This window comes from Collinsella aerofaciens (genome assembly GCF_018785245.1).
Classification (GTDB): Bacteria; Actinomycetota; Coriobacteriia; order Coriobacteriales; family Coriobacteriaceae; genus Collinsella; species Collinsella aerofaciens_AD.
The window spans coordinates 1-23308 of record NZ_WQPL01000008.1; the positions used below are offsets into that span (position 1 = coordinate 1).

The 23308-nt window shown below is 60.6% G+C and carries 19 protein-coding genes and 3 tRNA genes; 12 read left to right on the forward strand and 10 right to left on the reverse strand.

What is annotated here, in order from left to right; all coding sequences use genetic code 11:
• Positions 1–254: 254 nt before the first annotated feature.
• From rho to GPK39_RS02175, 3 genes are all read left to right on the forward strand, one after another.
• Positions 255–2810, forward strand: coding sequence for a transcription termination factor Rho (gene rho / locus GPK39_RS02165; RefSeq protein WP_338404376.1), 2556 nt, complete (start codon positions 255–257; stop codon positions 2808–2810).
• 311 nt (positions 2811–3121) lie between these two features.
• Positions 3122–4522 carry a hypothetical protein gene (locus tag GPK39_RS02170; RefSeq protein ID WP_215673604.1) on the forward strand — a complete coding sequence of 467 codons (1401 nt, stop codon included), beginning with the start codon at positions 3122–3124 and terminating at the stop codon, positions 4520–4522.
• 7 nt (positions 4523–4529) lie between these two features.
• On the forward strand, positions 4530–4979 hold the full coding sequence (locus tag GPK39_RS02175; RefSeq protein WP_215673605.1) for a VanZ family protein: 450 nt from the start codon (positions 4530–4532) through the stop codon (positions 4977–4979).
• Positions 4980–5093: 114 nt separating this feature from the next.
• Here the strand turns inward: GPK39_RS02175 and GPK39_RS02180 are convergent, their stop codons facing one another.
• Both GPK39_RS02180 and GPK39_RS02185 read right to left on the reverse strand, forming a co-directional pair.
• Positions 5094–5984: an ROK family protein gene (locus GPK39_RS02180; RefSeq protein WP_215673606.1), complete on the reverse strand. Its 891-nt coding sequence runs from the start codon at positions 5982–5984 to the stop codon at positions 5094–5096.
• A gap of 135 nt (positions 5985–6119) precedes the next feature.
• On the reverse strand, positions 6120–7301 hold the full coding sequence (locus GPK39_RS02185; RefSeq protein ID WP_215673607.1) for a pyridoxal phosphate-dependent aminotransferase: 1182 nt from the start codon (positions 7299–7301) through the stop codon (positions 6120–6122).
• Between the two features lie 166 nt (positions 7302–7467).
• Here GPK39_RS02185 and GPK39_RS02190 point away from each other — a divergent pair.
• The 3 genes from GPK39_RS02190 to GPK39_RS02200 all read left to right on the forward strand — a co-directional run bounded on the left by GPK39_RS02190 (position 7468) and on the right by GPK39_RS02200 (position 7758).
• Positions 7468–7544 (forward strand) — tRNA-His (locus GPK39_RS02190).
• A 22-nt stretch (positions 7545–7566) separates the two neighbouring features.
• A tRNA-Lys gene (locus GPK39_RS02195) sits at positions 7567–7642 on the forward strand.
• Positions 7643–7685: 43 nt separating this feature from the next.
• Positions 7686–7758, forward strand: a tRNA-Lys gene (locus tag GPK39_RS02200).
• A gap of 216 nt (positions 7759–7974) precedes the next feature.
• Here GPK39_RS02200 and GPK39_RS02205 read toward each other — a convergent pair.
• The 3 genes from GPK39_RS02205 to GPK39_RS02215 all read right to left on the reverse strand — a co-directional run bounded on the left by GPK39_RS02205 (position 7975) and on the right by GPK39_RS02215 (position 11515).
• Positions 7975–9501 (reverse strand): FAD-dependent oxidoreductase, encoded by a 1527-nt coding sequence (locus tag GPK39_RS02205; RefSeq protein ID WP_215673608.1) that lies wholly within the window; start codon positions 9499–9501, stop codon positions 7975–7977.
• A 256-nt stretch (positions 9502–9757) separates the two neighbouring features.
• Positions 9758–10762 (reverse strand): GGGtGRT protein, encoded by a 1005-nt coding sequence (locus GPK39_RS02210; RefSeq protein WP_006235553.1) that lies wholly within the window; start codon positions 10760–10762, stop codon positions 9758–9760.
• A gap of 18 nt (positions 10763–10780) precedes the next feature.
• Positions 10781–11515 carry an iron-sulfur cluster assembly scaffold protein gene (locus GPK39_RS02215; protein ID WP_006235554.1) on the reverse strand — a complete coding sequence of 245 codons (735 nt, stop codon included), beginning with the start codon at positions 11513–11515 and terminating at the stop codon, positions 10781–10783.
• Between the two features lie 403 nt (positions 11516–11918).
• On the opposite strand from GPK39_RS02215, the gene GPK39_RS02220 reads away from it, so the two are divergent.
• Complete coding sequence (locus GPK39_RS02220; protein ID WP_215673609.1) at positions 11919–12728, forward strand: transposase; 810 nt, start codon at positions 11919–11921, stop codon at positions 12726–12728.
• 66 nt (positions 12729–12794) lie between these two features.
• Here the strand turns inward: GPK39_RS02220 and sufU are convergent, their stop codons facing one another.
• The 5 genes from sufU to sufC are packed head-to-tail and all read right to left on the reverse strand — an operon-like array spanning position 12795 to position 18040.
• Complete coding sequence (sufU, locus tag GPK39_RS02225) at positions 12795–13229, reverse strand: Fe-S cluster assembly sulfur transfer protein SufU (protein WP_215673610.1); 435 nt, start codon at positions 13227–13229, stop codon at positions 12795–12797.
• Complete coding sequence (locus tag GPK39_RS02230; RefSeq protein WP_215673611.1) at positions 13222–14547, reverse strand: aminotransferase class V-fold PLP-dependent enzyme; 1326 nt, start codon at positions 14545–14547, stop codon at positions 13222–13224. The genes sufU and GPK39_RS02230 overlap by 8 nt, the downstream gene beginning before the upstream one ends.
• On the reverse strand, positions 14544–15815 hold the full coding sequence (locus GPK39_RS02235) for a SufB/SufD family protein (RefSeq protein ID WP_215673612.1): 1272 nt from the start codon (positions 15813–15815) through the stop codon (positions 14544–14546). The genes GPK39_RS02230 and GPK39_RS02235 overlap by 4 nt, the downstream gene beginning before the upstream one ends.
• Positions 15815–17227: a Fe-S cluster assembly protein SufB gene (sufB, locus tag GPK39_RS02240; RefSeq protein ID WP_138112781.1), complete on the reverse strand. Its 1413-nt coding sequence runs from the start codon at positions 17225–17227 to the stop codon at positions 15815–15817. Before sufB ends, GPK39_RS02235 begins: the two co-directional genes overlap by 1 nt.
• Positions 17228–17239: 12 nt before the next feature.
• The gene (gene sufC / locus GPK39_RS02245; protein ID WP_006235561.1) at positions 17240–18040 is read right to left on the reverse strand and encodes a Fe-S cluster assembly ATPase SufC; all 801 of its coding nucleotides are present in this window, start codon (positions 18038–18040) and stop codon (positions 17240–17242) included.
• 222 nt (positions 18041–18262) lie between these two features.
• Here sufC and GPK39_RS02250 point away from each other — a divergent pair, with 222 nt between their 5' ends.
• The 5 genes from GPK39_RS02250 to GPK39_RS02270 all read left to right on the forward strand — a co-directional run bounded on the left by GPK39_RS02250 (position 18263) and on the right by GPK39_RS02270 (position 23299).
• Complete coding sequence (locus GPK39_RS02250; RefSeq protein WP_152067620.1) at positions 18263–18694, forward strand: RrF2 family transcriptional regulator; 432 nt, start codon at positions 18263–18265, stop codon at positions 18692–18694.
• Between the two features lie 9 nt (positions 18695–18703).
• Positions 18704–18991, forward strand: a complete 288-nt coding sequence (locus tag GPK39_RS02255; RefSeq protein ID WP_215673613.1) for a nucleotidyltransferase family protein — start codon at positions 18704–18706, stop codon at positions 18989–18991.
• Complete coding sequence (locus tag GPK39_RS02260) at positions 18978–19397, forward strand: HI0074 family nucleotidyltransferase substrate-binding subunit (protein ID WP_055286557.1); 420 nt, start codon at positions 18978–18980, stop codon at positions 19395–19397. The genes GPK39_RS02255 and GPK39_RS02260 overlap by 14 nt, the downstream gene beginning before the upstream one ends.
• A 127-nt stretch (positions 19398–19524) precedes the next feature.
• On the forward strand, positions 19525–21300 hold the full coding sequence (locus GPK39_RS02265; protein ID WP_215673614.1) for a VgrG-related protein: 1776 nt from the start codon (positions 19525–19527) through the stop codon (positions 21298–21300).
• A 202-nt stretch (positions 21301–21502) separates the two neighbouring features.
• Positions 21503–23299 carry an AAA family ATPase gene (locus GPK39_RS02270; RefSeq protein ID WP_215673615.1) on the forward strand — a complete coding sequence of 599 codons (1797 nt, stop codon included), beginning with the start codon at positions 21503–21505 and terminating at the stop codon, positions 23297–23299.
• Positions 23300–23308: the final 9 nt, after the last annotated feature.

Below are 23308 nucleotides of genomic sequence, written 5' to 3' on the forward strand. Positions count from 1 at the left end.
ATACGCCGTGATGCGCGACCGGGTGCCCTACCGGGAGTAGCCCCGACGGTTGACAAAACTATAGGAACACCCAATGACTAAGTTGCAGGTGGCGGCGGTTGTGTTACACTAACGCTGCGTATATGACGCAAATATCTCGATACAGATCAATGATGTCCGTCGGTATTTGACGGAGCTAGACTGTTTAGCCGCCCTGAAGGTTTATGCAGGGAGCATGTGATCACAGGGCTTGAAAAGAAAGTTGAGCAAACACTGTGTCTGATCAACAGCAAGAAAACGAAATAACGACGACGCAGACCGCTCCCGCTGCACCGGTTGCGTCGGACCAGGTCGCGGCGCCCGCGCAAGCCTCGGCTCCTGAGACGCCTAAGGCTGCTTCGACGCCTACGCCTGCAGCGGCTGAGAAGGCCGTGCCTGCAACTGGTGAGGAGGCTGCTCCGGCAAAGCCCAAGCGTACGCGCCGCACGACCAAGCCTGCTGCTGACGGCGAGGAGGTCACCAAGCCCAAGCGCCGTACCACGCGCACGACGCGCGCCAAGCGCACCGTTGCAGCTGACTCCTCGGCGCCGATTTCCGATGAGGTCGCGCAGGCACGTGCGTTGGCGCAGATTAGCGAGGCTCAGGTGGTGCGCGCCCGCCGTCGTGCTGCCGAGCGCGAGGCCGCGGCTCTGACCGAGTTTGCAGCCCCGTCTGTGCCCGAGACCCCTGCCGCCGACCAACCGACCGAGAAGCCGGCACCGCGCACACGCCGTCGCACGGCTGCTAAGGCCGAGCAGGTTGCTGAACAGGTAACCCCCGAGCTCACTGAGGCTTCGGTCCGTTCCGCGGCAGGGGAGGGCGCATCGCCAACTGAGCCCGCTGCGCCTGTCGAGGCCAGCGAAGTTCCCGTTGTCGATCCGGCTTTGCGCCCGCACCGTCGCGGTCGCAAGCCCAAGGCCTTCGTCGAGGCAGAGAAGGCCGCAGCCGCAGCTGCAGCCGCTCGGGATGCTGCGGCGACCGCCGAGTCTGCAACCGCTGCCGATGCACCCGTCCAGGATGCTACGACTTCCGAGGCCGCTCCCGCCGATGTCGAGCTCGCCGATGTCCGTCCTGGTCGCAGCCATCGTACTGCTGCTAAGCGCACGTCCAAGGCCAAGGCTGCCAAGAAGGGTGCGTCCGGGGATTCCGCCGAGACGACCGTCGATGCATCGACTGATGCCGCCGAGCCCCAGGACGTCGAACAGCCTGCGTCTGAGAAGCCCAAGCGCGGTCGTAAGAAGTCCGCTAAGGCCAAGGCGTCCGAGCAGCGGGCCGAGGCCGAGCTGCAGGGCGATTCCAAGGCCGAGGCCAGCGATGATACTGCGGCTAACGCCGATGCCGCCGCAACCGATGGCGCCGCGCCCGCCGAGGCCGAAGACGGCGCTCGCCCCAACCGTCGCCAGCACAAGCGCAACGACGAGCGCAACGAGCGCAAGGACGAGCGCAACAACGACCGCCGCAACCGCCAGCGCGATCGCAAGCAGCGCAACAAGGAGCGTAATGCCGCTCCCACCGAGCCCACGCTTTCGCGCGAGGAGCTCGCGGCCATGAAGGTCGCCGAGCTGCGCGAGAAGGCCAAGGAGTTCGAGATTGAGACGACCGGCAAGAAGAAAGCCGAGCTCGTCGAGGAGATCTACGTCACCGCCGCGAAGGCCGAGGGCTTCCGCGACATCAAGGGCATCCTGCAGATTCGTCCGGACAGTTCCGGTATCATCCATGCCCATGGCTACATGAAGTCCAACGACGACGCCTTCGTGCCCGCCTACCTCATCCGCTCTGCGCGTCTGCGCACGGGCGACGTCATCGAGGGCTCGCTTCGTCCTTCGCGCGGCGGCGACAAGCGCGCCGGCCTCGCCAAAATCACGACCGTCAACGGTCTAGACCCCGAGCAGATTCGCAACCGCCCCAAGTTCGGTGACCTCACCCCGGTCTATCCCAACGAGCCGCTGCGCATGGAGCATGGCAAGGACTCCATTACCGGTCGCGCCATCGACATCGTGTCGCCGATCGGCAAGGGTCAGCGTGGCTTGATCGTGTCCCCGCCCAAGGCCGGCAAGACCACAATCCTCAAGAAGATCTGCCAGTCTATCTCGATTAACAACCCCGAGGTGCACCTCATCTGCCTGCTCGTCGACGAGCGCCCCGAAGAGGTTACCGATATGCAGCGTTCCATCAAGGGCGAGGTTGTGGCGTCGACCTTCGATATGCCCGCCGACAACCACACTCGTGTGGCAGAGCTCGTCATCGAGCGCGCCAAGCGCATCGTGGAGCTGGGCGGCGATGTCGTGGTGGTGCTCGACTCCATCACGCGTCTTGCCCGCGCCTACAACTTGGCGGCGCCCGCCTCAGGCCGCATCCTTTCAGGCGGCGTCGATTCGGCGGCACTGTATCCGCCCAAGCGCTTCCTGGGCGCAGCCCGCAATATCGAGAACGGTGGCTCGCTCACCATCCTGGCCTCTGCCCTCATCGACACCGGCTCCAAGATGGACGAGGTCATCTTTGAGGAGTTCAAGGGCACCGGCAACATGGAGCTCAAGCTCGACCGCGACCTGGCCGACCGCCGCATCTTCCCGGCTATCGACCCCGTTGCCTCCGGTACGCGTAACGAGGACCTGTTGGTTGACGAGCAGATGCGTCCGTTTGTCTTTGGCCTGCGTCGCATTCTTGCCGGCATGAACAACACCGAGCGCGCAGCTGCGTCGTTTATCAAGGGTCTTAAGGGCACCAACACCAACCAGGAGTTCCTGGTGCGTTCGGCCAAAAAACACAGCGACTACGAGCAGACGTTCTAGGTTGTCATCTACACGCAGCGATAGTCATCAATGCAATAAAGGGTCGGGGCTTTGAGCCTCGGCCCTTTTCTATATAGCCGCTCCGCGCTTTTTTGACCATAAGACTGGCAAGCAGCAGGTTTCCCGTTTCAATCCGACATCGTCGCTTGCAATAGACTGGGCGGTTTCGCATAATAGCTTTTAAGCTTCGCGACGGAAAACGCAGATGAAACGAACCATATACCGTTGCTTTGGGGCATAGCCCCGCTTCATCTTCTCTCGCGCAGCCAACTGAATGATGCGATTTGGGTGCTGGAAGATGGGGAGAGCTCATGGCTTCTTCTGATGCAACACAACGAGCAGTCCTTGCCGGACTTTCGTGCGGGATCGGCCTTGCCGCTCCCGTGGTTATGTATGCCGCGACGCTGCCGTTTTCGTCGGTGAATGAGACGGTCGTGGCGGGTGCGGTTCCCTTCGCCGTGGGCGCGGTGGCGGGCGTGGGTATCTATGCCGCTTCGCTGGGTATCTCCGAGTACCGTGCGCAGCGTGAAGAGCGTCTGTTCCAGCCCGATGCCATGGGCGGTGCCGCCAATCTCAATCAGCATCAAAGCGAGTTCAAGACCGCCTCGATTCCAGCCCAGCAGCAGGATGCGACTCCTTACACTGCGGCTTCTGCTTCTCAGACTCAGTCGGAGCAGTCTACCTCGGCATTCCTTTCCGGCCTGACCGGTGCGTTCCAGCGCCGTCATGCCGATGATGGTGTTCCTACCATCGCTCGAGCCGCAGATGCTATGGACGAGGCCGAGGCTTGGTCCATGATCGACAGTATGCTCGACGACGATTCGCCGGTGAGCTGCGACCCTGCACGCTCGCGCGACGTCTATCAAGTCGCCATCGACGAGCTCACCAACGGCGGGCAGACCGGCTCCCTCAATCGCGACGACATCGCCGCCGCGGCGCGTGCCGTGTCGGGCTCCCAGGCCGCCCCTGCGGGCAGCACGGCGGCTTTCGTGGCACTCGTTGCCAACGCGGCAGTCAATAACGCCTACAACGCTACCTCGGCGGACGCGAACGCTTTTGCCGATAATTCGTACATTGATGAAGCCATGACCGCGGACGAGGAGGCCGTTGCCGCCCGCCGTGCCGCCGAGAGCTCGCTTTGGGGCGCTCCTGCCCAGCAGCAGGCGGCTGAGGCTGCGCCGTACAATGCAAACCTCGCCAGCATGCCTATCATCTCCGGTGCCGCGGACATCGATCTCGATGACCTCGATGAGCCTGCAGCCATCACCGCATCTATTGAAGCCCAAGATCGCATCGATACCGGCGACCTTCCGGACGCCTCGCTCGAGGTTGATGTCCCCATGGCCGATTACTCGGGCCACGAGGACATGTGGGCCGCCGCCACCGCGATTCTGGATGAGATTGACGAGCCCGCTCCTGTTGCAGCCCCCGCTCCCGTCGCTGCCCCTCAGCCTGCTGCCCCCGCCTATGTCGGCCGTCACAGCGCTGTGTTCCCCGAGGATACCGCCCGTATCTCACGCGAGAGCATCGAGCGGGCCGAGGCTATTGCCGCCGGCATTATGGAAAATCGTCGTCACGAGCGCGTCAATCAGATCCTCGAGGAAGAGATTGAGCGCCTGCAGTCCTCTACCGCCAAGCGGACGGGCCGTGCCTATCTGAGCGTTATCGAGGGCGGTACCGCCAGCTTCGCGCCGCTCCGCGCGGAGGCATAACTTCTGCATGGTTAAGATCAATCGAAAATGGGCGGTCGCGACCTGCCTGATGGCGCTCTTGATCTGGGGCAATTCGCTGGTTCCCGGCTCGGGGTCGGGCTCGCTGAGCCTAACGGTCATGGAAGCTATCCGCTGTTTCCTGCACGGCGTGGGACTTCCATATGAATGGGTGACCAACTTTGTTGTTCGCAAGTGCGCGCATTTTACCGAGTATATGGTGCTCGGCATTCTGGCAACGCACGCCTTTGATTTTGAGGGCCGGCGCACCTTTGACGTGCTGCTGCCCACGGCGGTGTTCCTGCTGCTGATTCCCTCGATCGACGAGACGATTCAGCTCTTTGTGCCGGGCCGCGCCGGCATGATCACCGATGTGATGATCGACTGCTGTGGAGCGGCAACGGGCGTTGTGCTCCGATATCTCTTACGGTCGCTGATGTACGCCAAAAAGGCCGCCTAGGACGTATTGTTTGGTCCTAGGCGGCCTTTTTTATTTGAGGGCTTATATGGGGCGTGGTGGCGTCGTTCCGTAGGTTGGATTTGCCGAGCGCGCCACGCCCTGTGGGTGCGTCTGCTACTGAAGCGCCTGTGCGCCCAGGGCCAGGCAGCCCATGATGCCCTGCTTGCCCTCGAGGCTGTTGTTGACAATGTAGGTGTCGATATCGTTGACCTCGGGCGTGACGATGTAGCTGTTGAGCATCTCGGCGCACTTTTTGCGCGCGAGCGGCACGATGGGGGCGTGGTCGGCCACGCCGCCGCCGATGATGATCTTTTGCGGCGCGTAGCACAGCGTGTAGGTCATGAGCGCCTGTGCCAGATAGCCGGCGAGCAGGTCCATGGCCTCCGGGTCATCGGCCATGTCTCCGGCACTCTTGCCATTCCAGCGCTTTTTAATGCCGGGGCCTGCGATGAGGCCCTCGAGGCAGTTGTCGTGGAAGGGGCAGGCGCTATGCTCGCCGATGGTGTCGCGCGGGTCGCGCGTGACCAGGATATGGCCGGCCTCGGGATGCATCATGCCGTGTACGAGCTTGCCGCCCGATAGCACGCCGGCGCCCACGCCGGTGCCGATGGTCAGGTAGATCACGTCTGTGAGGCCCTGGGCGCAACCAAAGGTGACCTCGCCCAGGCAGGCGACGTTGACGTCGGTGTCGTAGCCGCAGGGAATATTGAGCTCGTTTTGAATGGTGCCCAGCAGATCGAAGTAGCGCCATGCCGTCTTGGGGGTCTCCAAGATCTTGCCGTACTGGGGTGAGGCGGGGTTGACCGCGGTGGGGCCAAAGGCGCCGATTCCGAGCGCGGCGATGCCCTTGTTCGCAAACCACGCGTTGACGGCCTCAACGGTCTCCTGCGGGGTCGTGGTCGCGATCTGCTCACGTTCCAGGACCGTACCGTCTGCATAGCCCGTGGCGCAGACCATCTTGGTGCCGCCGGCCTCGAGCGCTCCGATAAGCTGCTGCTCTGCCATAGTATTCCTCTCTGGGACGAGTTGCTCCGTGACTAAAGTATAGTGCGCTAAACCATTTAAGAAAGCGCTATAAAAAGAAGCCCCGCAACTCGGCGGTGCGGGGCTTCTTTGGTTGCTTTAGTTGCCGGGCCGTCCTTACCCGCGCGGCTTGATTTTATCACGTAGCGATTTGAGGTTCTCCAGCGCCGCGTTGAGCGTCTCGTCACGCTTGGCAAAGTGGAAACGGATCAGATGGTTGACGGGCTCGCGGAAGAAGCTCGAGCCGGGCACGGCGCCCACGCCCACCTTTGAGGCCAGGTCCTCGCAGAACTCGAGGTCGCTGTCGTAGCCAAACTCCGAGATATCCATCATCACATAGTAGGCGCCCTGCGGCACGTTGTGCTCAAGACCGAGACTGTCGAGCCCCTGGCAGAACAGGTCGCGCTTGGCGGTATAGTGGTCAAGGACCTCATCGTAATAGCTGTCGTCGAAGTTGAGGGCGGTGACGACGGCTTCCTGCAGGGGAGCGGCGGCACCCACGGTGAGGAAGTCGTGGACCTTCTTGATGCGCTCGGTGATTTCGGCAGGGGCGATGGTGTACCCCAGGCGCCAGCCGGTGATGGAGTACGTCTTGGACAGCGAGCTGCAACTGATGGTTCGTTCGAACATGCCGGGCAGCGTGGCCATATAGACGTGCTCGTGGGGCGCGTAGACGATGTGCTCGTATACCTCGTCGGTGATGCAGTAGGCGTCGTACTTTTTGCAGAGGTCGGCGATAAAGGTGAGCTCCTCGCGCGTAAAGACCTTGCCACAGGGGTTGGACGGGTTGCACAGGACGATCGCCTTGGGATCGTTGTCGCGGAAGGCCGCCTCAAGCACCTCACGGTCAAAGTCGAACGCAGGCGGGTTGAGCGGCACGTAGATGGGCTCGGCACCCGAAAGGATCGTGTCGGCGCCGTAGTTCTCATAGAACGGCGAGAAGATGACGACCTTGTCGCCGGGGTTCGTGACCGTCATCATGGCGGCCATCATGGCCTCGGTGGAGCCGCAGGTGACTACGATATTCTCGTTGGGGTTCACCGGCATGCCCATAAAGTGCTCCTGTTTGGCGGCGAGCGCCTCGCGCATGGCCTGGGAGCCCCAGGTGATGGAGTACTGGTGATAGAGCGGCTTGGGGTCGCTGGCGATGGCGCTGAGGCTATCGAGCAGCTGCGCCGGGGGATCGAAGTCGGGGAAGCCCTGCGAGAGATTGACAGCGCCGTACTTATTGGAGATGCGTGTCATGCGGCGGATGACCGAATCGGTAAATCTTGCCGTGCGGTTGGAGAGTTCTTTCATGACGGTCCTTTCGAGGATTTGCAGTGGGGCAAGTTTACTCCTATGAAACCGGTGGGATTTGCTCGAAATGGTCTCGAAAAACTCTTTTCAAAATTCTTGAAAATTGGGGCTTGCATCGCGTGGCGTTCCTTGCAATAATAGTCGAGCGCGAAGCGCACAGGACACGGTGGGTGTAGCTCAGTTGGCTAGAGCGACGGGTTGTGGTCCCGTAGGTCGAGGGTTCGAGTCCCTTTACCCACCCCAGTTCTTGCTTCGTGTTGATATCGGGTCGTTAGCTCAGTTGGTAGAGCAGGGGACTCTTAATCCCAAGGTCCAGGGTTCGACCCCCTGACGGCCCACCACACGATATCTCCTCTAAAGTCCGCCATAACGGACTTTAGCTTTGGGTCGTTAGCTCAGTTGGTAGAGCAGGGGACTCTTAATCCCAAGGTCCAGGGTTCGACCCCCTGACGGCCCACCCAAAGATTGTTAAAGCGACTGGCTCAGGCTGGTCGTTTTTTGTTGACCACGCATGGGGCGAACCCGAAAGGGCACGGAGCTGAGTAATCTGCACCGTGATTCCCTTAGGGAAACACGGCTAAAGCCCCGTAGGCGTGTTCTCCTTAGGGGAATCATGCTTACGGGGCTCGATGCATGTTGAGAAGTTGTGATCAAACTCAAAGTGAGAATCGATTTAGTCTGCTCGATAGTGCGAACCTAAGCTTTCAGTTCGCTTGCGCATGGCTTTGACCATTTCCTGTGCTAGTCGAATCTGCGACTGTAGGCGGGCGAGGGCTGCGATCTCGCTGTCATCGGCATGCGGCTTGCTCAGCGCCATGGCCTTGTCTTGCAGGCTTTCAAGCTGTTGCAGAGCCTCGGATAGGCCCGTCTCGGTTCGGTTGATCATGCAATAGGTGCTCATCGTGTGCTTAAGGCCGTGTGTCAGGCGTTCGGCATCTGTTGTGGCAATGCCGTAGTGGGGGAGGGCGATATCCGCCTTCAGGGCTGTCTCAGGCTCTTTCTGCGCTGCAAGGGCTGCCGATGCGCCCGCGATGCGTCCGAACACGATGCCGTTGGCGCTTGACAAGCCACCAATGCGGTCGGCACCGTGCATGCCGCCTGTCGCCTCGCCGCAAGCGTAGAGGCCCTCAACGCCCGTGTGCGCGGTCTTATCGATCTTGATGCCGCCGTTAGCGGCGTGGGCATACATCGCAACGCGCATCTCGTCAGTCGGGGCGATGCCGTGCTCGTCTTGCAGCCAGGTGGCAAAGGTCTGCACAAACTCTGGGACATCCTCGCGGGGGAAGTCGTAGTGGAGTGCCAGGCCTTCGGCACCTGCCTGATCGATGACGAGATCGATAGCGCGGGAGGCCAAGCATGACGTGAAGGGACCATATCCAGAGCGCTGCTCGAGCAGGTCGTCCAGCTTGTCGTCGGCAATATCTACCGGCTGGTCTACATGTACGTAGCGCCAGGTTTTCTCGTTGAAGACCAGGTTGCGCTTGGGCTCGATGAAGCCGGGCATCATCTGCATGAACTCTATATTAGTAAGTGTTGCGCCGTGCGCCAGCGCGATGGCCTGCGAGGAGCTGAGCACATCAGCCGACGTAAGGCTGCGCTCGAACAGGCCGCCTGTGCCACCGGCTGCGATGATCGTGGCCTTGGCAGCAAAGGGCACGATTCGATTTTCGGTGAGGTCGTAGAGTACGGTTCCGGTTATTCTGCCGTTCGTGTCCTCAACAAGGTCAATAAGCTCATGGCGGGGGAGCAGGCGAATGCCGAGCGACTCGATCCAGGTCGTCAGAGCGTCCTCAAGGGGCTTGCGGGTGAGGCCGCGCCACATGCGCGTCTTGTGGTCAAAGCAGGGGATAAACTGCTTTTGCTGAGCACTCTCGGCGCTTTGCGGACGCTGAAGCTCAACGCCCAGGTCTTGCTCGAGCCATTCAATTGCATGGGGAATGCCGTGGACAAACGTCTGGACAAGCTCGGGGTCGGCGACGCCGCCACCAACGGTCTGAATGGTGTCGATGAGGTCTTGTTCGTCGTCTTCGTTAACGGGTCCGATAAGCCCCAGGCCCCAGGTTCCGGGGAAGAAGCTCGATCCACTCATAGTCTTGCCGGCGTTTGCCACGGTGACGGTTGCGCCCGTGCGTGCCGCTTCGATGGCGGCGCAAAGGCCCGCAATGCCAGATCCAATTACCAGTACATCAGTCGATTCCATCGGATTCCTTTCTCGTCCGGCGCATTGTCGCACGGGTGATCGGCAATGGGGCCGCAAAGACCCGGCAAATCGGTAAAGGGCAAATATGGCAGGTGGGCGTCATGGACGCTCTGGCGCTCCATCTCTTCACATCTCGTATTTCGCCCCAGCTGATATATCGACATTAGCTACCCTGCGACAGCGCAAACAAAAAGAGCCGCTACCCGGGTGGGTAGCGGCTCCAAAGCTCAGCTATATGAGCATCGCGCGGGCGCGATTAGGCCTTGAGGGCCTCCTCGACGGCGACAGCGCAGGCGACGGTGGCACCGACCATGGGGTTGTTGCCCATGCCGATGAGACCCATCATGTCGACGTGCGCAGGCACGGAGGAAGAACCGGCGAACTGGGCGTCGGAGTGCATGCGGCCCATGGTGTCGGTCATGCCGTAAGAGGCAGGGCCGGCGCCCATGTTGTCCGGGTGCAGGGTACGGCCAGTGCCGCCACCAGAAGCGACGGAGAAGTACTTCTTGCCAGCCTCGAGGCGCTCCTTCTTGTAGGTGCCAGCGACGGGGTGCTGGAAGCGCGTGGGGTTGGTGGAGTTACCGGTGATCGAGATGTCGACGTTCTCGTGCCACATGATGGCAACGCCCTCGCGGACGTCGTCGGCGCCGTAGCAGTTGACGGCGGCGCGGGGACCATCGGAGTAGGGGATGGTCTCGACGACCTTGAGCTCGCCCGTGAAGTAGTCGAACTGGGTCTTCACATAGGTGAAGCCGTTGATGCGGGCGATGATCTGAGCAGCGTCCTTGCCCAGACCGTTGAGGATGACGCGCAGCGGCTTCTTACGAGCCTTGTTGGCGTTCAGAGCCAGGCCGATAGCGCCCTCAGCGGCAGCGAAGGACTCGTGACCGGCCAGGAAGGCGAAGCACTCGGTGTCGTCGGAGAGCAGCATAGCGCCCAGGTTGCCGTGGCCCAGACCGACCTTGCGGTCCTCGGCGACGGAGCCGGGAACGGTGAAGGCCTGGATGCCCTCGCCGATGATGGCGGCAGCCTCAGAAGCGGACTTGGCGCCACGCTTGACAGCGAGAGCGCAACCGAGGGTGTAGGCCCACTCGGCGTTCTGGAAGGCGATGGACTGGGTGTTGTTGACGATCTCACGCGGGTTGAAGCCCTTGTCGGTGCAGATCTGCAGAGCTTCCTCGAGGGAGGCGATGCCGTTGTCGGCGAGGCACTTGTTGATCTTGTCAGCGCGGCGCTCGTAACCTTCGAACGTAACAGTCATAGTTATTTCCCTCCCTTTCTACTCGTGAACCGGGAACACGCTGGCGACGGAGTGAGTCTCCTCGTCGGTGCGCGGGTCGATGTACTTGGCAGCGTTCTCCCACTGACCATAGTGGCCCATAGCGCCAGCGATGGCCTCCTCGGGGGTCTTGCCGGCCTTGACGGCGTCGGTGAACTTGCCGAGGTTCAGGAACTCGAATGCGATGATCTCGTTCTTGTCGTTGAGAGCCATGCGGGTGACGTAGCCCTGAGCGAGCTCGAGGTAACGAGCGCCCTTGGCCTTGGTGCCGAACATGGTGCCGACCTGGGAGCGAAGGCCCTTGCCGAGGTCGTCGAGGGAGGCGCCCACGGGCAGGCCGCCCTCGGAGAACGCGGTCTGGCTGCGGCCGTAAACGATCTGCAGGAAGATCTCGCGCATAGCAACGTTGATGGCGTCGCAGACGAGGTCGGTGTTGAGGGCCTCGAGGATGGTCTTACCGGGAAGGATCTCGGAAGCCATGGCGGCAGAGTGGGTCATGCCCGAGCAGCCGATGGTCTCAACGAGGGCCTCCTCGATGATGCCGTCCTTGACGTTCAGCGTGAGCTTGCAGGCGCCCTGCTGAGGTGCGCACCAACCCACACCGTGCGTAAGACCGGAGATGTCGGAAATCTCCTTAGCCTGGACCCACTTGCCCTCCTCGGGGATGGGTGCGGGGCCGTGGTATGCACCCTTGGCAACGGGGCACATGTTCTCCACTTCCTGTGAGTACTGCATGCCTCTCCTCTCTATCGTGTTGGCGTCCCGTCTGGGGGTCGTGGCTGGCGATTGCCGGGCGACCCTTCGAAAGGGACATGACATGCAGCCCCTATAATACCGCGAAATGCACGGAATATTCGGCGAACGGCTCAGTTTTCGTAGCGAGAAGTCCGGAAGTTTTAATTGAAACGGTTTAACCCTATGTTATGTGGTCGTGAACTTCCGTAGAGGGGGTCCTTCTTGGGCAAGCTTTTGGTCAGCTCTTGTAAGCGTTACAGGGGTTGACCTGTTGCAACGGTGCCGTTCGCCGCCTGATTACTGCCTTTGGCCGCGCGAGTGTATTGTTTTGCGTGAATGTTTTGATGGCACGCTTCAATCGTGCTGTATTGGATGGCAAGCAGATCCCGGCGAAGGGAGCGCCATGCAGCGCGTTTGGAAAACGGTTACCGGCTTTTACCATGTCTGTGCCCGCGGTACGGGCAAGCAGCTCATCTTTGAGGGCGATGAAGACCGGTGGGAGTTTTTGGAGCTGATGCGCGAGTGCTGCTGCGAGGAGGGTGTGACGGTTATCGCCTGGTGCCTTATGGGCAATCACGTGCATTTGGTGCTTACAGATTACGAGGACAGGATGAGCGCGGCGATGCACCGGTTGCTTTTGACGTACGCGCGGCGGTTCAATAAACGCACGGGGCGCACAGGGCATCTGTTCCAGAACCGTTTTGACCGGCGCTCGCTCGATACCGACTGGCAGGTGATGGAGGCTATTCGCTCCGTACACGCCGATCCGCAGGAGGCGGGCGTTAGCCTAATCGAGCGTTATCCCTGGAGTAGCTTTGCGGAGCATTTGTGCGCTTACGACGGTGACGCGGCCGATGTCGTGAGGGGATTTTCTGATCCTTCTTGCGTGCTTGAGCTTTTTGGCTCTGCCGAGGGCTTTATTGCCTATTCGCTTTCGACGCCCGACGGCAGTGAGCCAGCTCTGTGCGATATGAAAGAGACGGAGTGGGAACGCCACGCCTTTGCCAACAAGTTGGCGAAGGAGCTAGGGGTTCCGCTTCGTGGGGTTAAAGTCGCACCGCCGGCGCAGCGCGATACCGTTATTTTTGGATTGCACGATGCCGGTTTTACGGTGCGCCAGATTGAGCGGTATACCGGGATTGGCAAAAGTACCGTCTCTCGTATCGTGCACGCTTATGCGCGGGTGAAGGCACAGGCCGAGCTCTCGGAATAGAAAATGGCCGAACCACTCTTAGTCAAGCGATTCGGCCAACAAAATTCTTAAGATTTGGGACAAATACTACTGATTATTTTGTCCCGTGAGCATGCCGTCGAGGGTGCGCCAGGCGAGCTCGGCGCATTTGACGCGGGCGGGCATGTGCGAGATGTCCTGGAGCTGGGCGGCTTCGTCCAGGTCTTCCAGATCTTCCTCGGAGAGCTGCTCGCCGCGGATCATGGCGAGGAAGAGCTCTGCCAGGCGGTGAGCTTTCTCGACGGTCTCGCCGGTGATGAGGTCGGCCATGATGTCGGCGCTGGCCTGGCTGATGGCGCAGCCATGACCGGTAAAGGAGGCCTCCTCGATCACACCGTTCTCGACGCGCAGCTGCAAGGTGAGCTCGTCGCCACAGCTGGGGTTGATGCCGTCGTGCTCGTGCGTGGGGGCATCCATCTCGTACTTGTAGTCGGGGTGCGAGTTGTGCTCCATAAACGTGGTGGAGGTGTACAGATTACCCATTGAACGTGCTCCAAACGTGATGCAGGCCGGCGATGAACTTATCGATGTCGGCCTTGTCGTTGTAGAAGGCCACGCTGGCGCGGCAGCAGGCGAGGTTCTCGACGCCCAGCCAGGTAAGCAGCGGCTGCGCGCAGTGGTGACCGGCACGGATGCACACGCCGTCCATGTCCATGATGCTCGCGACGTCGTGCGGGTGGATACCCTTGACGTTAAAGCTGACGACGCCGTGATGGTTGTCCCAGTAGATGGAGCCGATGATCTGGACAAAGTCGAGCTGCATGAGTTCGCCCATCAGGTAGTGGACGAGTGCCTGCTCGCGTGCCTGGATGTTTTCGTAGCCAACCGTGTTGACGAGGTAGTCGAGTGCCGCACCCGTGGCGAATATGCCGGCGGCGTCCTGCGTGCCGGCCTCGAACTTCTCGGGGACGGGCGCCCAGACGGCGTCCTGCTCGGTGACCGAATCGATCATCTCGCCGCCGGTGAGCATGGGCGGCATGGCGTTGAGCAGGTCCATCTTGCCCCACAGCACGCCGATGCCCATGGGGCCCATGGCCTTGTGCGCGCTAAAGGCAAAGAAGTCGGCGCCCAGGTCGGCCACATCGACCGGCATGTGCGGCAGCGACTGCGCACCGTCGACGACCAGGTAGCCGCCGTACTTGTGCACGAGTTTGCCGAGGTTCTTGACCGGGTTCTCGACGCCCAGCACGTTAGAAACCTGACCCACGGCCAGAATTTTGGTCTTGGGACCCACCTTGGCAAGAACCTCCTCGGTGGTGAGCTGGCCGGTCTTGGTGGGGTAGAGGTAGACGAGCTTGGCGCCGGTCTCGCGGCAGACCTGCTGCCACGGAATCAGGTTGGAGTGGTGCTCCATGATGGTGATGACGACCTCGTCGCCCGGTTTGAGCACTGTGGGCGCAAAGCTCTTGGCGACCAGGTTGAGCGACTCGCTCGTGTTGCGGGTGAAGACGACCTCGTTGGCCTGTGAGGCGCCGATGAGGTCGGCGATCTGCTGGCGGACCTTCGCGATGGCGTCGGTTGCCTCGACGGACAGCGAGTACAGGCCGCGCAGGGGGTTGGCGTTCATGCGCTGGTAGAAGTCGCGTTCGGCGTCAAGCACGCAGGCGGGGCGCTGCGCGGTGGCGGCGCTATCGAGGAAGGCGATCTCGGGGTGCTGCTGGAAAAGCGGGAATTGCGCCTTGTAGGGATTGGTCTCGATGTCGACGGTAGGCCAGCCGCGCGAGGCCTCGTCGCTGGCGTCGAGCTCCATAGGCTCCGGTGCGGTACAGGTGTCGCATTTAACGTGTTCGGTGTCGATCATGCGAGCTCCTCTTCAAAGTTGTCGATCAGGTTGTTGCCCAGGCGGACGATGCCGGCGCGGGTGCGCTCGTCGGTGGCGGAAAGCGCGGCGTCCTCCAGCTTGGCGCGGATGAACAGGTCCTCGGCGGCGTTTTGGTCAAGACCGCGGCAGGCGAGGTAGAACAGCTGCTCGTCGCGGACGTGACCGATGGTGGCGCCGTGGTTGCCGGCGACGTCGTCCTCGTCGCAGAGAATGACGGGAATGGTCTTGTTGTCGACGCCCTTGTTGGCCAAAAGCACCGTCTCGCGCTCGGTGCCGGTTGCACCCTTGCAGCCGTGCACGAGGTCGATGGTGCCACGGTAGACCTTCTTGGACGTGCCGGTCAGCACGCCGTTGGCGTCGATCTCGCACTCGGTCTTGCGACCGCGGTGGCGCAGCTCGTAGTTAAAGTCGCGCACCTGCTCACGGGCGCCAAGGTAGTCAGTATCGATGGTGACCTTGGCGGTATCGCCCAGCAGGTCGCCGGCAAGGCCGGTGGCGCTGGCGCCGGCACCCAGGACGGTGTGTTGCACGTTGACGCGCGCGCCCTCGTCCAGGAACAGGCCGGTATCGTCGAGTGCGATCCAGCTATCGTCGAGCGTCTGCGTGCAGGCCACGTTGACGGTGGCGTACTCGTGGGCGCACACGCGCAGCACGGATCCCACGACGCCCTCGCCGGCAACGGGGGAGTCCAGGGCGATCTGCAGGTCGAGCGTCGACTGGGGACGGACGACGACGTCGATGGCGGCGATGGCCGCGGCGGCATCGACACCGCTCACACGCACGGTAACCGTGGCGTGCTTGTATGCGGGCACATCGATGACGACGCGCTTGGTGGCGTGGTCGGCCAGGTAGGTGTAGGCAGCCTCGCCCATGCCAGTCTCGAAGGCCTCAGCGGGGGAGAGCTCCTCCTCCAGCTTAATGGCACCGGCCTGGTAGACGGAGGTGGCGGGCACGTCGAGCTCGGTCTCGGGCGTGATGCGGGCGCGGTCGGCGGCATCGCCGGGCGCGGAGGCGCGGCGCTCGGGGAAGCGCTCGGCCATGGCGTCCATGGCGGCGTCGAACGCGTCTGCCACGCCAGCAAATTGCTCGTCCAAGCCCTCAACCTTAACGGTCTCGGCGGGAGCGGCGGCAAGCTCGTCAGAGAGCTCGAGCTTGGTCTGGTTCATCTTCAGCCAGCCCCATGTGGCAGCCGGCATCGCATTGACCTGCTCAAGGGTGGTAGCAGCGGTGTTCGTGGTCTGTTTCATTATCCGATCGCTCCTTCCATCTCGAGCTTGATCAGGTTGTTCATCTCGACGGCGTACTCCAGCGGTAGCTCCTTGGAGACCGGGTTGGCAAAGCCGTTGACGATCATGGTACGGGCTTCTTCCTCCGAGATACCGCGGCTCATCAGGTAGAACACCTTATCGTCGCCGATACGGCCGATGGTGGCCTCGTGGCCGATGTCGACATTCTTGGCGCGGATGTCCATGGCGGGGATGGTGTCGGAGCGGCTCTGGTCGTCGAGCATGAGCGACTGGCAGCTCACGGTTGCCTTGGAACCCTCGGCCTTGGGCGTGGCCACGATGGAGCTGCGGAAGGTCTGGATGCCGCCGCTCTTGGAGATGCCCTTGGTCTCGACGGTTGCCGAAGTATCGGGCGCGTTGAGCACGACCTTGCAGCCGGTATCCAGGTTCTGGCCGGCGCCGGCAAAGGTAATGCCGGTAAAGCTCGAGCGGGCGCGGCGTCCGCTGAGCACGCTCATGGGGTAGAGGTAGCCCACGTGGCTACCGAAGGAGCCGCTGATCCACTCGATGTCGCCGTCCTCGTCCACGCGCGCACGCTTGGTGTTGAGGTTGTACATGTTCTTGGACCAATTCTCGATGGTAGAGTAGCGCAGGTGCGCACGCTTGCCCACAAAGAGCTCGACGGCGCCGGCGTGGAGGTTGGCCACGTTGTACTTGGGCGCGGAGCAACCCTCAATGAAGTGCAGGTCGGCATCGTCCTCGACGATGATGAGCGTGTGCTCAAACTGGCCGGCGCCCTTGGCGTTAAGACGGAAGTAACTCTGCAGCGGGAAGTCGAGCTTGGTGCCCTTGGGCACGTAGACAAACGAGCCGCCCGACCATACGGCGCCGTGCAGGGCCGCAAACTTGTGGTCGGTGGGCGGGATGAGCGTCATAAACTTCTCGTGGATGAGCGGTTCCCACTGCGGGTCGTGCAGGGCCTCCTCGATGCCGGAGTAGACGATGCCCATCTTAGACGCCGTGTCCTGCATGTTGTGGTAGACGAGCTCGGAGTCGTACTGCGCGCCGACGCCTGCCAGATAGCTGCGCTCGGCCTCGGGGATGCCCAGGCGCTCAAAGGTGCTCTTGATGTCGTCGGGCACCGACTCCCAGTCGTGCTTTTGGTCGGTGTTGGGCTTGACATAGGTGACGATGTTATCCATGTCCAGGCCCTCGATGGAGGGGCCCCACGTCGGGTCGGGAAAACGATTAAAGATCTCGAGGGACTTTAAGCGCAGGTCGAGCATCCACTGCGGCTCGTCCTTCTTGGCGCTGATCTCGCGCACGATGTCGGGCGTGATGCCGGCGTCGAGGCGCTCAAATCCCTCCTCGCCATAGGTGAAGTCGTAGAGGCTGCGGTCGATGTCCGCGACCTCGGTGCGGTTCTTGGTCATTGCGTCGCCCCTTTACGCCTGCTGCTCGGCAGCGGCGGCCTCGGCCTGGGCGCGCTGCTCGGCGGCCTCGCGCTCGAAGGTCTCAAAGCCGTTCTTGTCGATCCAGGGGATCAGCGAGGCGTCGTCCTCGCGCACGATGTGGCCCTTGACCATAACGTGGACGCGGTCGACATCCAGGTGCTCCAGGATGCGCGTGTTGTGCGTGATGATGAGCATGGAGCCGTCGCAGCTCTTGCGGTAGGCGTCCATGCCATGACTGACGGTGGAAAGGGCGTCGACGTCCAGGCCGGAGTCAGTCTCGTCCAGGATGGCGAGCTTGGGCTGCAGCAGCAGAAGCTGGAGCATCTCGACCTTCTTTTTCTCGCCGCCCGAGAAACCCACGCCCAGCTCGCGGTTGAGGTAGGCGGTATCCATGTTGAGCTCGGCCGCGAGCTCCTTCACGCGGCGGCGGAACTCCTTGCCCTTCATCTCCAGGCCGGGGCGGCCGGCGATGCTGGCGCGCAAAAAGCTCGACAGTGGCACGCCCGGAATCTCGACCGGGGCCTGGAAGCTCAGGAACAGGCCGGCGCGCGAACGCTTGTCGGTGGTGAGCTCGGTGATGTCCTGGCCGTCAAAGACGATGCGGCCGTCGTTGACCGTGTAGACGGGGTCGCCCATGACCAGGTGGCCGAGGGTGGACTTGCCGGCGCCGTTGGGTCCCATCAGCACGTGGGTCTCGCCGGCGGCGACGTTGAGGTTGACGTTGTGGAGGATGGTCTTCTCGTCCACGGAGGCGGTCAGACCTTCGATGGAAAGCAGCGGATTTGCGCTCATGCTGTCCCTCTCTGTATATGGTGTACTCATAGGTGTACTAAACCCTAGGAATCTTCTCGGAATAAAGTTACTATGGGTTCGGCGTTAGTCAAGGGAAAACCCGACTAATCCACTCGACTTTTTAGATGTGGGACATAATAATCAGGTTTGTTTGCCCCGCGTGCATAAGATTTGGGACAAACACTCCTGGTATTTTGTCCCAGCAACGATGGGAGGGTAGGTATGCTCATTTCTTCCAAGGGCCGCTATGCCCTCCGGCTGATGATCTATATCGCGGCGCTCGGCGACGCCGAGGGCAAGATTGCCCTGCGCGAGGTTGCCGACCGCGAGCATATCTCGCAAAAGTATTTGGAGCAGCTGGTTCGTCCGCTTATGAAGGCTGGCCTGCTTAAGAGCGTGCGCGGCAAGGGCGGCGGCTACATGATGGCCAAGGATCCCTCCGAGGTACGTGCGGGTGACATCCTGCGCGCCGTCGAGGGCAGCACGGCGCCCGTGGCGTGCGACGGCATCGACAACAGCTGCACCCGCAGCGATTTGTGCTCGACCGTCAAGTTCTGGCGCGGTCTGGACGACGTGATCGAAAAATACGTCGACGGCGTGACGTTGGCCGACCTAGCCGCCGTTCCCGAGATCAACTTTGACATTAAGCTGTAAGGGCTGCAAATGACATCTCTCGACAAGGTGTACAAGCAAATCGAAGTTTTTGCTCGGGAATGTGACGCCGAGAAGGTCGTGTTGTTTGGTTCTCGTGCTCGAGGCGACAACTTGCCCAAGAGCGATATTGACATCGCCGTAGCAGGTTGCCGGGATTTCGGCCGTTTCTCATATTTGATCGAGGAACATCTTGATACTCTTTTAGATGTAGATGTCGTCAATCTCGACGAGTCCCTATCGCAGCAATTGCTCGATGAGATTGCCAGGGATGGTGTGATTCTGTATGAAAAAATATGAGAACTTTGTTAGCGCCTTGGCGAATCTTGAGGATGCGCCCAATCAGGATCTCAACAATGATTTTGTTCAGAGTGGATTAATTAATAAGTTCAATCTTCAATTTGAACTGAGCTGGAAGCTCCTTAAGCGTCTGCTCGAGTATGAGGGCGCCACGCTTGCCGCGTCGGGGTCTCCTCGTGCCATCTTGAAGGAGTCGTACCGATTCTACGACTTTATTGATGAGGCGGCCTGGCTAGACATGCTCAGAGACCGCAATACGAACGTCCATATCTACGACAACAAGCTCGCTCAAGATTTGATTCAGCGCATCTTGAACGTCTATATCCCCGCTTTCTGTCAGTTGAGGGACGGGCTGATGGAGCGATACGGCGAGCTTCTGATGGCGCCCGACGACCAGTTTGTTTAATTCCTTAAGATTTCGCGGAAGGTTGTTGCCGTTTACCGAGGGGTTGTTGTGCAACAACGGACGAGCTGCAATACTGATTCTATCTTTGCAAACTGCACTTTAACTACACCAATGCAGGGAGGATCTTATGCAGCCCAAGCATTCTGCTATTGTCGCGGGCCTGACGCTGGCGCTTTCGTTTGGCGCCGTTACCGCGCCCGCGCCCGCCGCTGCCGAGGAGCCCACGCCGGGCGTTGCCTCGGATGCCACCGATATCGATAAGGGTCTCTACACCCAGCAGTCCTTCTCGGGCGTACTGAGGTCGGTCCAGGGCGTTTCGTTTGTCAACGTGACTCCCGAGATGAAGTACTTTACCAAGTACGAGAGCCATGGCAACTACAACCAGGGCTTTTCGTACGGTGACGGCTATAACGCGCTGGGTTATTACCAGTTCGACCGTCGTTGGTCGCTCATTCCGTTTATGAAGCAGGCCTACAACTACAACCCCGAAAAATACAGCATGCTCAAGGATGCGATTGATCGCGGCAGCGAGATTTCCAACACGAGTAATGTCATGTACGAGAACGGCCAGCTCACCGAGCTGGGCCATATCGCGCAGGATGCCTTCCAAGGTGCGTACAACACCGATCCTGTTGAGTTCTCAGCACTTCAAGATGCGTATGCGTACAACTCGTACTATGCGGTGACCGAGGCGTGGCTCAAGAGCGGCCTGGGTATTGATATTTCGGGCCGCGCCGATTGCGTCAAGGGCATGGTGTGGAGCATTACCAACATGTGCGGCACCGGTGGCTGCAGGGACTTTTTCCGCTGGGCGAATCTTTCCAATGATATGTCCGACCGCGAGTTTGTGACGGCGCTCTCCAACAGCGTGGTCAATAACGTGGCGACCAAGTATTCGAGCCAGCCCCAGTATCATGAGGGCTGGAAGAATCGTTATAAGAATGAGCTGAAGGACTGCTTGGCTTATATCGCCGAGGACGAGGCAGCCGCTGCGACGCCCGTGCAGCCCGAGCCCACACCGGCGCCCTCGCCGACACCTGATTCGAATGACGACTCGAGTGACGATGCCAACGATGACAGGATGGATGCGCCCCCGACCGATGCTGACGGTAATGGCTCTGCTGGTGGCACTACCAACGACGGCTCTACCTCGAACGGCTCCAATTCGAACGGCTCTGCTGCGGGCGATTCGTCTTCAAGCTCTGCCGGCAATACGGACAGCGACGCTTCTGGTTCGACCGACGCTGACACCTCTAACTCATCCACCAGCTCGAGCGATTCGTTCGTTGACACCGGCTCTAACAACGGCTCCGGCTCTGACGCAGTCCCTGATTCCGATGATTCCAAGGACGACTCGAATAAGGCGCCGGACGCTCCCGTTGCTTCGCCGGACAAGAAGCCTTCTTTCTCCGTGCAGCTTGGTTCTACGCTGGGCTCTTCGCTGATGGCTGGCGTCAATAATGGCTCGACTCAGAACAAGGACAACTCTGATCAGGTTTCCACGGAAAAGACCGAGGCCGCAAAGGGCGACTCCAAGGACAAGGCTTCCGAGAAGGCTGAATCCGATAAGGGTCCTAGCTCTGATGAGAAGGGCGACAAATCCGCTCAGAAGAAGGACGAGAACAAGGACAAGACCGAGGACGGAAAGCAGCAGGGCGAGGACGGCGGTAAGGGCAACACCGACAACCAGGTCCAGGAGCAAAATGACTCCAAAACGGTGACCACTACGACCACCACAACCAAGTCATCTGGCGGCAATATGCCCAAGACGGGCGATCTGATTGTGATGGCGAGCCTTGCCAGCGCGAGCTTGGCCACGCTGGGCGCTACGTCTATCGTAAGTGGTAAGCATAAGCTCGATCAGCAGAAGAAAGCTTCTGGAGAGGACGACTCTGAGGAGTAGCCTCTTGGTTGCTAGATAATTAAAGAGTTGGGACGGGGTCCGGTGCGAATGCATCGGGCCCCGTTTTGTTGTGCAACGATTAGTTGTGCCCCCTCACACCTCTTGTTGCTACCGTTGCCCGATATGATCGCGCGGCGGCATCGGTACGCGCGAGGAGGTCATTACAATTGGCACCGTGTTGTGATTTAGGGGGAACGTTTTGGTGTCTGAACAGGCAAATAATGGTTGTGCTGCCGGCTTTGGCGTGCGTTTGATCGGCTGTGCCGACGATGCGGCTTTACCCATTGGCATGCACGACTATGCGGAGGCTCTTGGTTGCTGCACGCTGGTCGACAAGACCATGTTTATTGCAGATGTGTTGGATTGCGACGCGTCCGTTGTGGTGTGCTGTCGACCCGAGGGTTTTGGCAAGAGCATGAACTTGTCGATGCTCAGGGCTTTTCTGGAGCGTCCGGCGGTCAGTCGCGCTGGTCAGCGTTTGTTTGCCGATGCTCAGATTTGGGATGCAGACGGCGGGCGCTATCGGGATGAGTATGCTTGCTATCCGGTGATATCGCTGGACTTTTCTGGCGCTGCGAGGCGTGGCGCCGCTATTGCCGACGTCGTGCGCGATGCTCTTTCGGGCGAGTGCGCTCGTCTGCTGGCGCTTTTGGAGGCTCCGGATTTAGCTCGAGACAAGGTGCGTCACATCGAACGCGTTGCGCGTGGCGCGGCGAGCGAGGACGAGGTTGACTCGGTGCTCGGTGTGCTCATAGAGCTGCTGGAGATTGCCTACGATGAGCAGGTTGTATTGCTCGTTGATGGGTACGACGTGGCGTGGTTGGGCCGTATGAGCGCAAGGGGCGCTTCCGGCGCCGATTCGGCGGATCTATTCGATCGCGTGCTGTTCGACGCCATTGCTGCTGCGCGCGATTCGTTGCGGCTGACGTGTTTGATGGGGGAGTGTCCCGGCCCTGCCGAAGCGGCGCTTTCTTTGCACTGCTGCTCGTATTGTCTGACGACGCCGCTTTCGACCTGGTGTGACCGTTGGTTCGGCTTTTCGGATGCCGAGGTCCAGGCTCTGTTGAATCATGCTGGGCGCGAGGAATACCTTGATGATGCGCGTGAATGGCTCGAGGGATATCGGTTTGGCAGGGTCTATTGTTCGAGTCCGGCGCGCGTGATCGGTTTTCTGGACCGAGGCTGCACGGCGCCTGTGCGCGCCGATCTGTATGGGTATGCGGATTGCCTGAGTAGGGTAGTTGCCGGGTGGAATCTCGACCGCCTTTCGGTCTTGTTTGATTTGCTCGAGGCCCATGGGTGCGCTGAGGTCCCGCTTTGTTTGGGCACTGCAGAGCCAGATGTCTCGCCTGACGATGGCATGTGGACAGCGCTGTATCTGTCCGGTTTTCTCACGACGGATATGACTGAGGAGCCAGAGCATGGCAATCGCCTCCGTGCTTTGCGATTGCCCAATAACGAGCTTAGACAGGCCTTGCGTCTAGTGATTGTTGAGTGGTTTGAGTGCGCTGCCGAAGACATTCGAGACGTCGATGCGTTTCGCGACGGGCTGTGCCGTGGGAACGAGGATACCGTGAGGCGGGCGCTAAGCCGCATCCTGGGGGATGCGGGAATCGGTGAGACCGACCCAGATAAGCCGCTGCCATATCATCTGCTCTTGCAGGGGCTCTGCTTTGGCTTACCGGGCTATGCCAATCCTGCCTCGAGGCGAAAGTGTGGCGCAGGTCGCTGGGACATCCAGGTTTTCCCTACGGGTGCTGTGTTCGACGTAGCAGATACGATTGGCATGCTGGACGAGCGCCCGCTGATAACGATTAACTTGATGTATGACCCCGATGTGGATGCGCTGGGACTGGAATTGCTGGCCGTGCAGTCGCTACTCGACATAGAGCGCGACGGCATCGACGAAATCCGTGTACCGCGCCCCGGCGTGGGTCGCATGCGCTGGGGGTTCGGTTTTGATGGGCAGCATGTGGCTACGGTGTGCCAGCTGCTTTAAGCGCCGAGG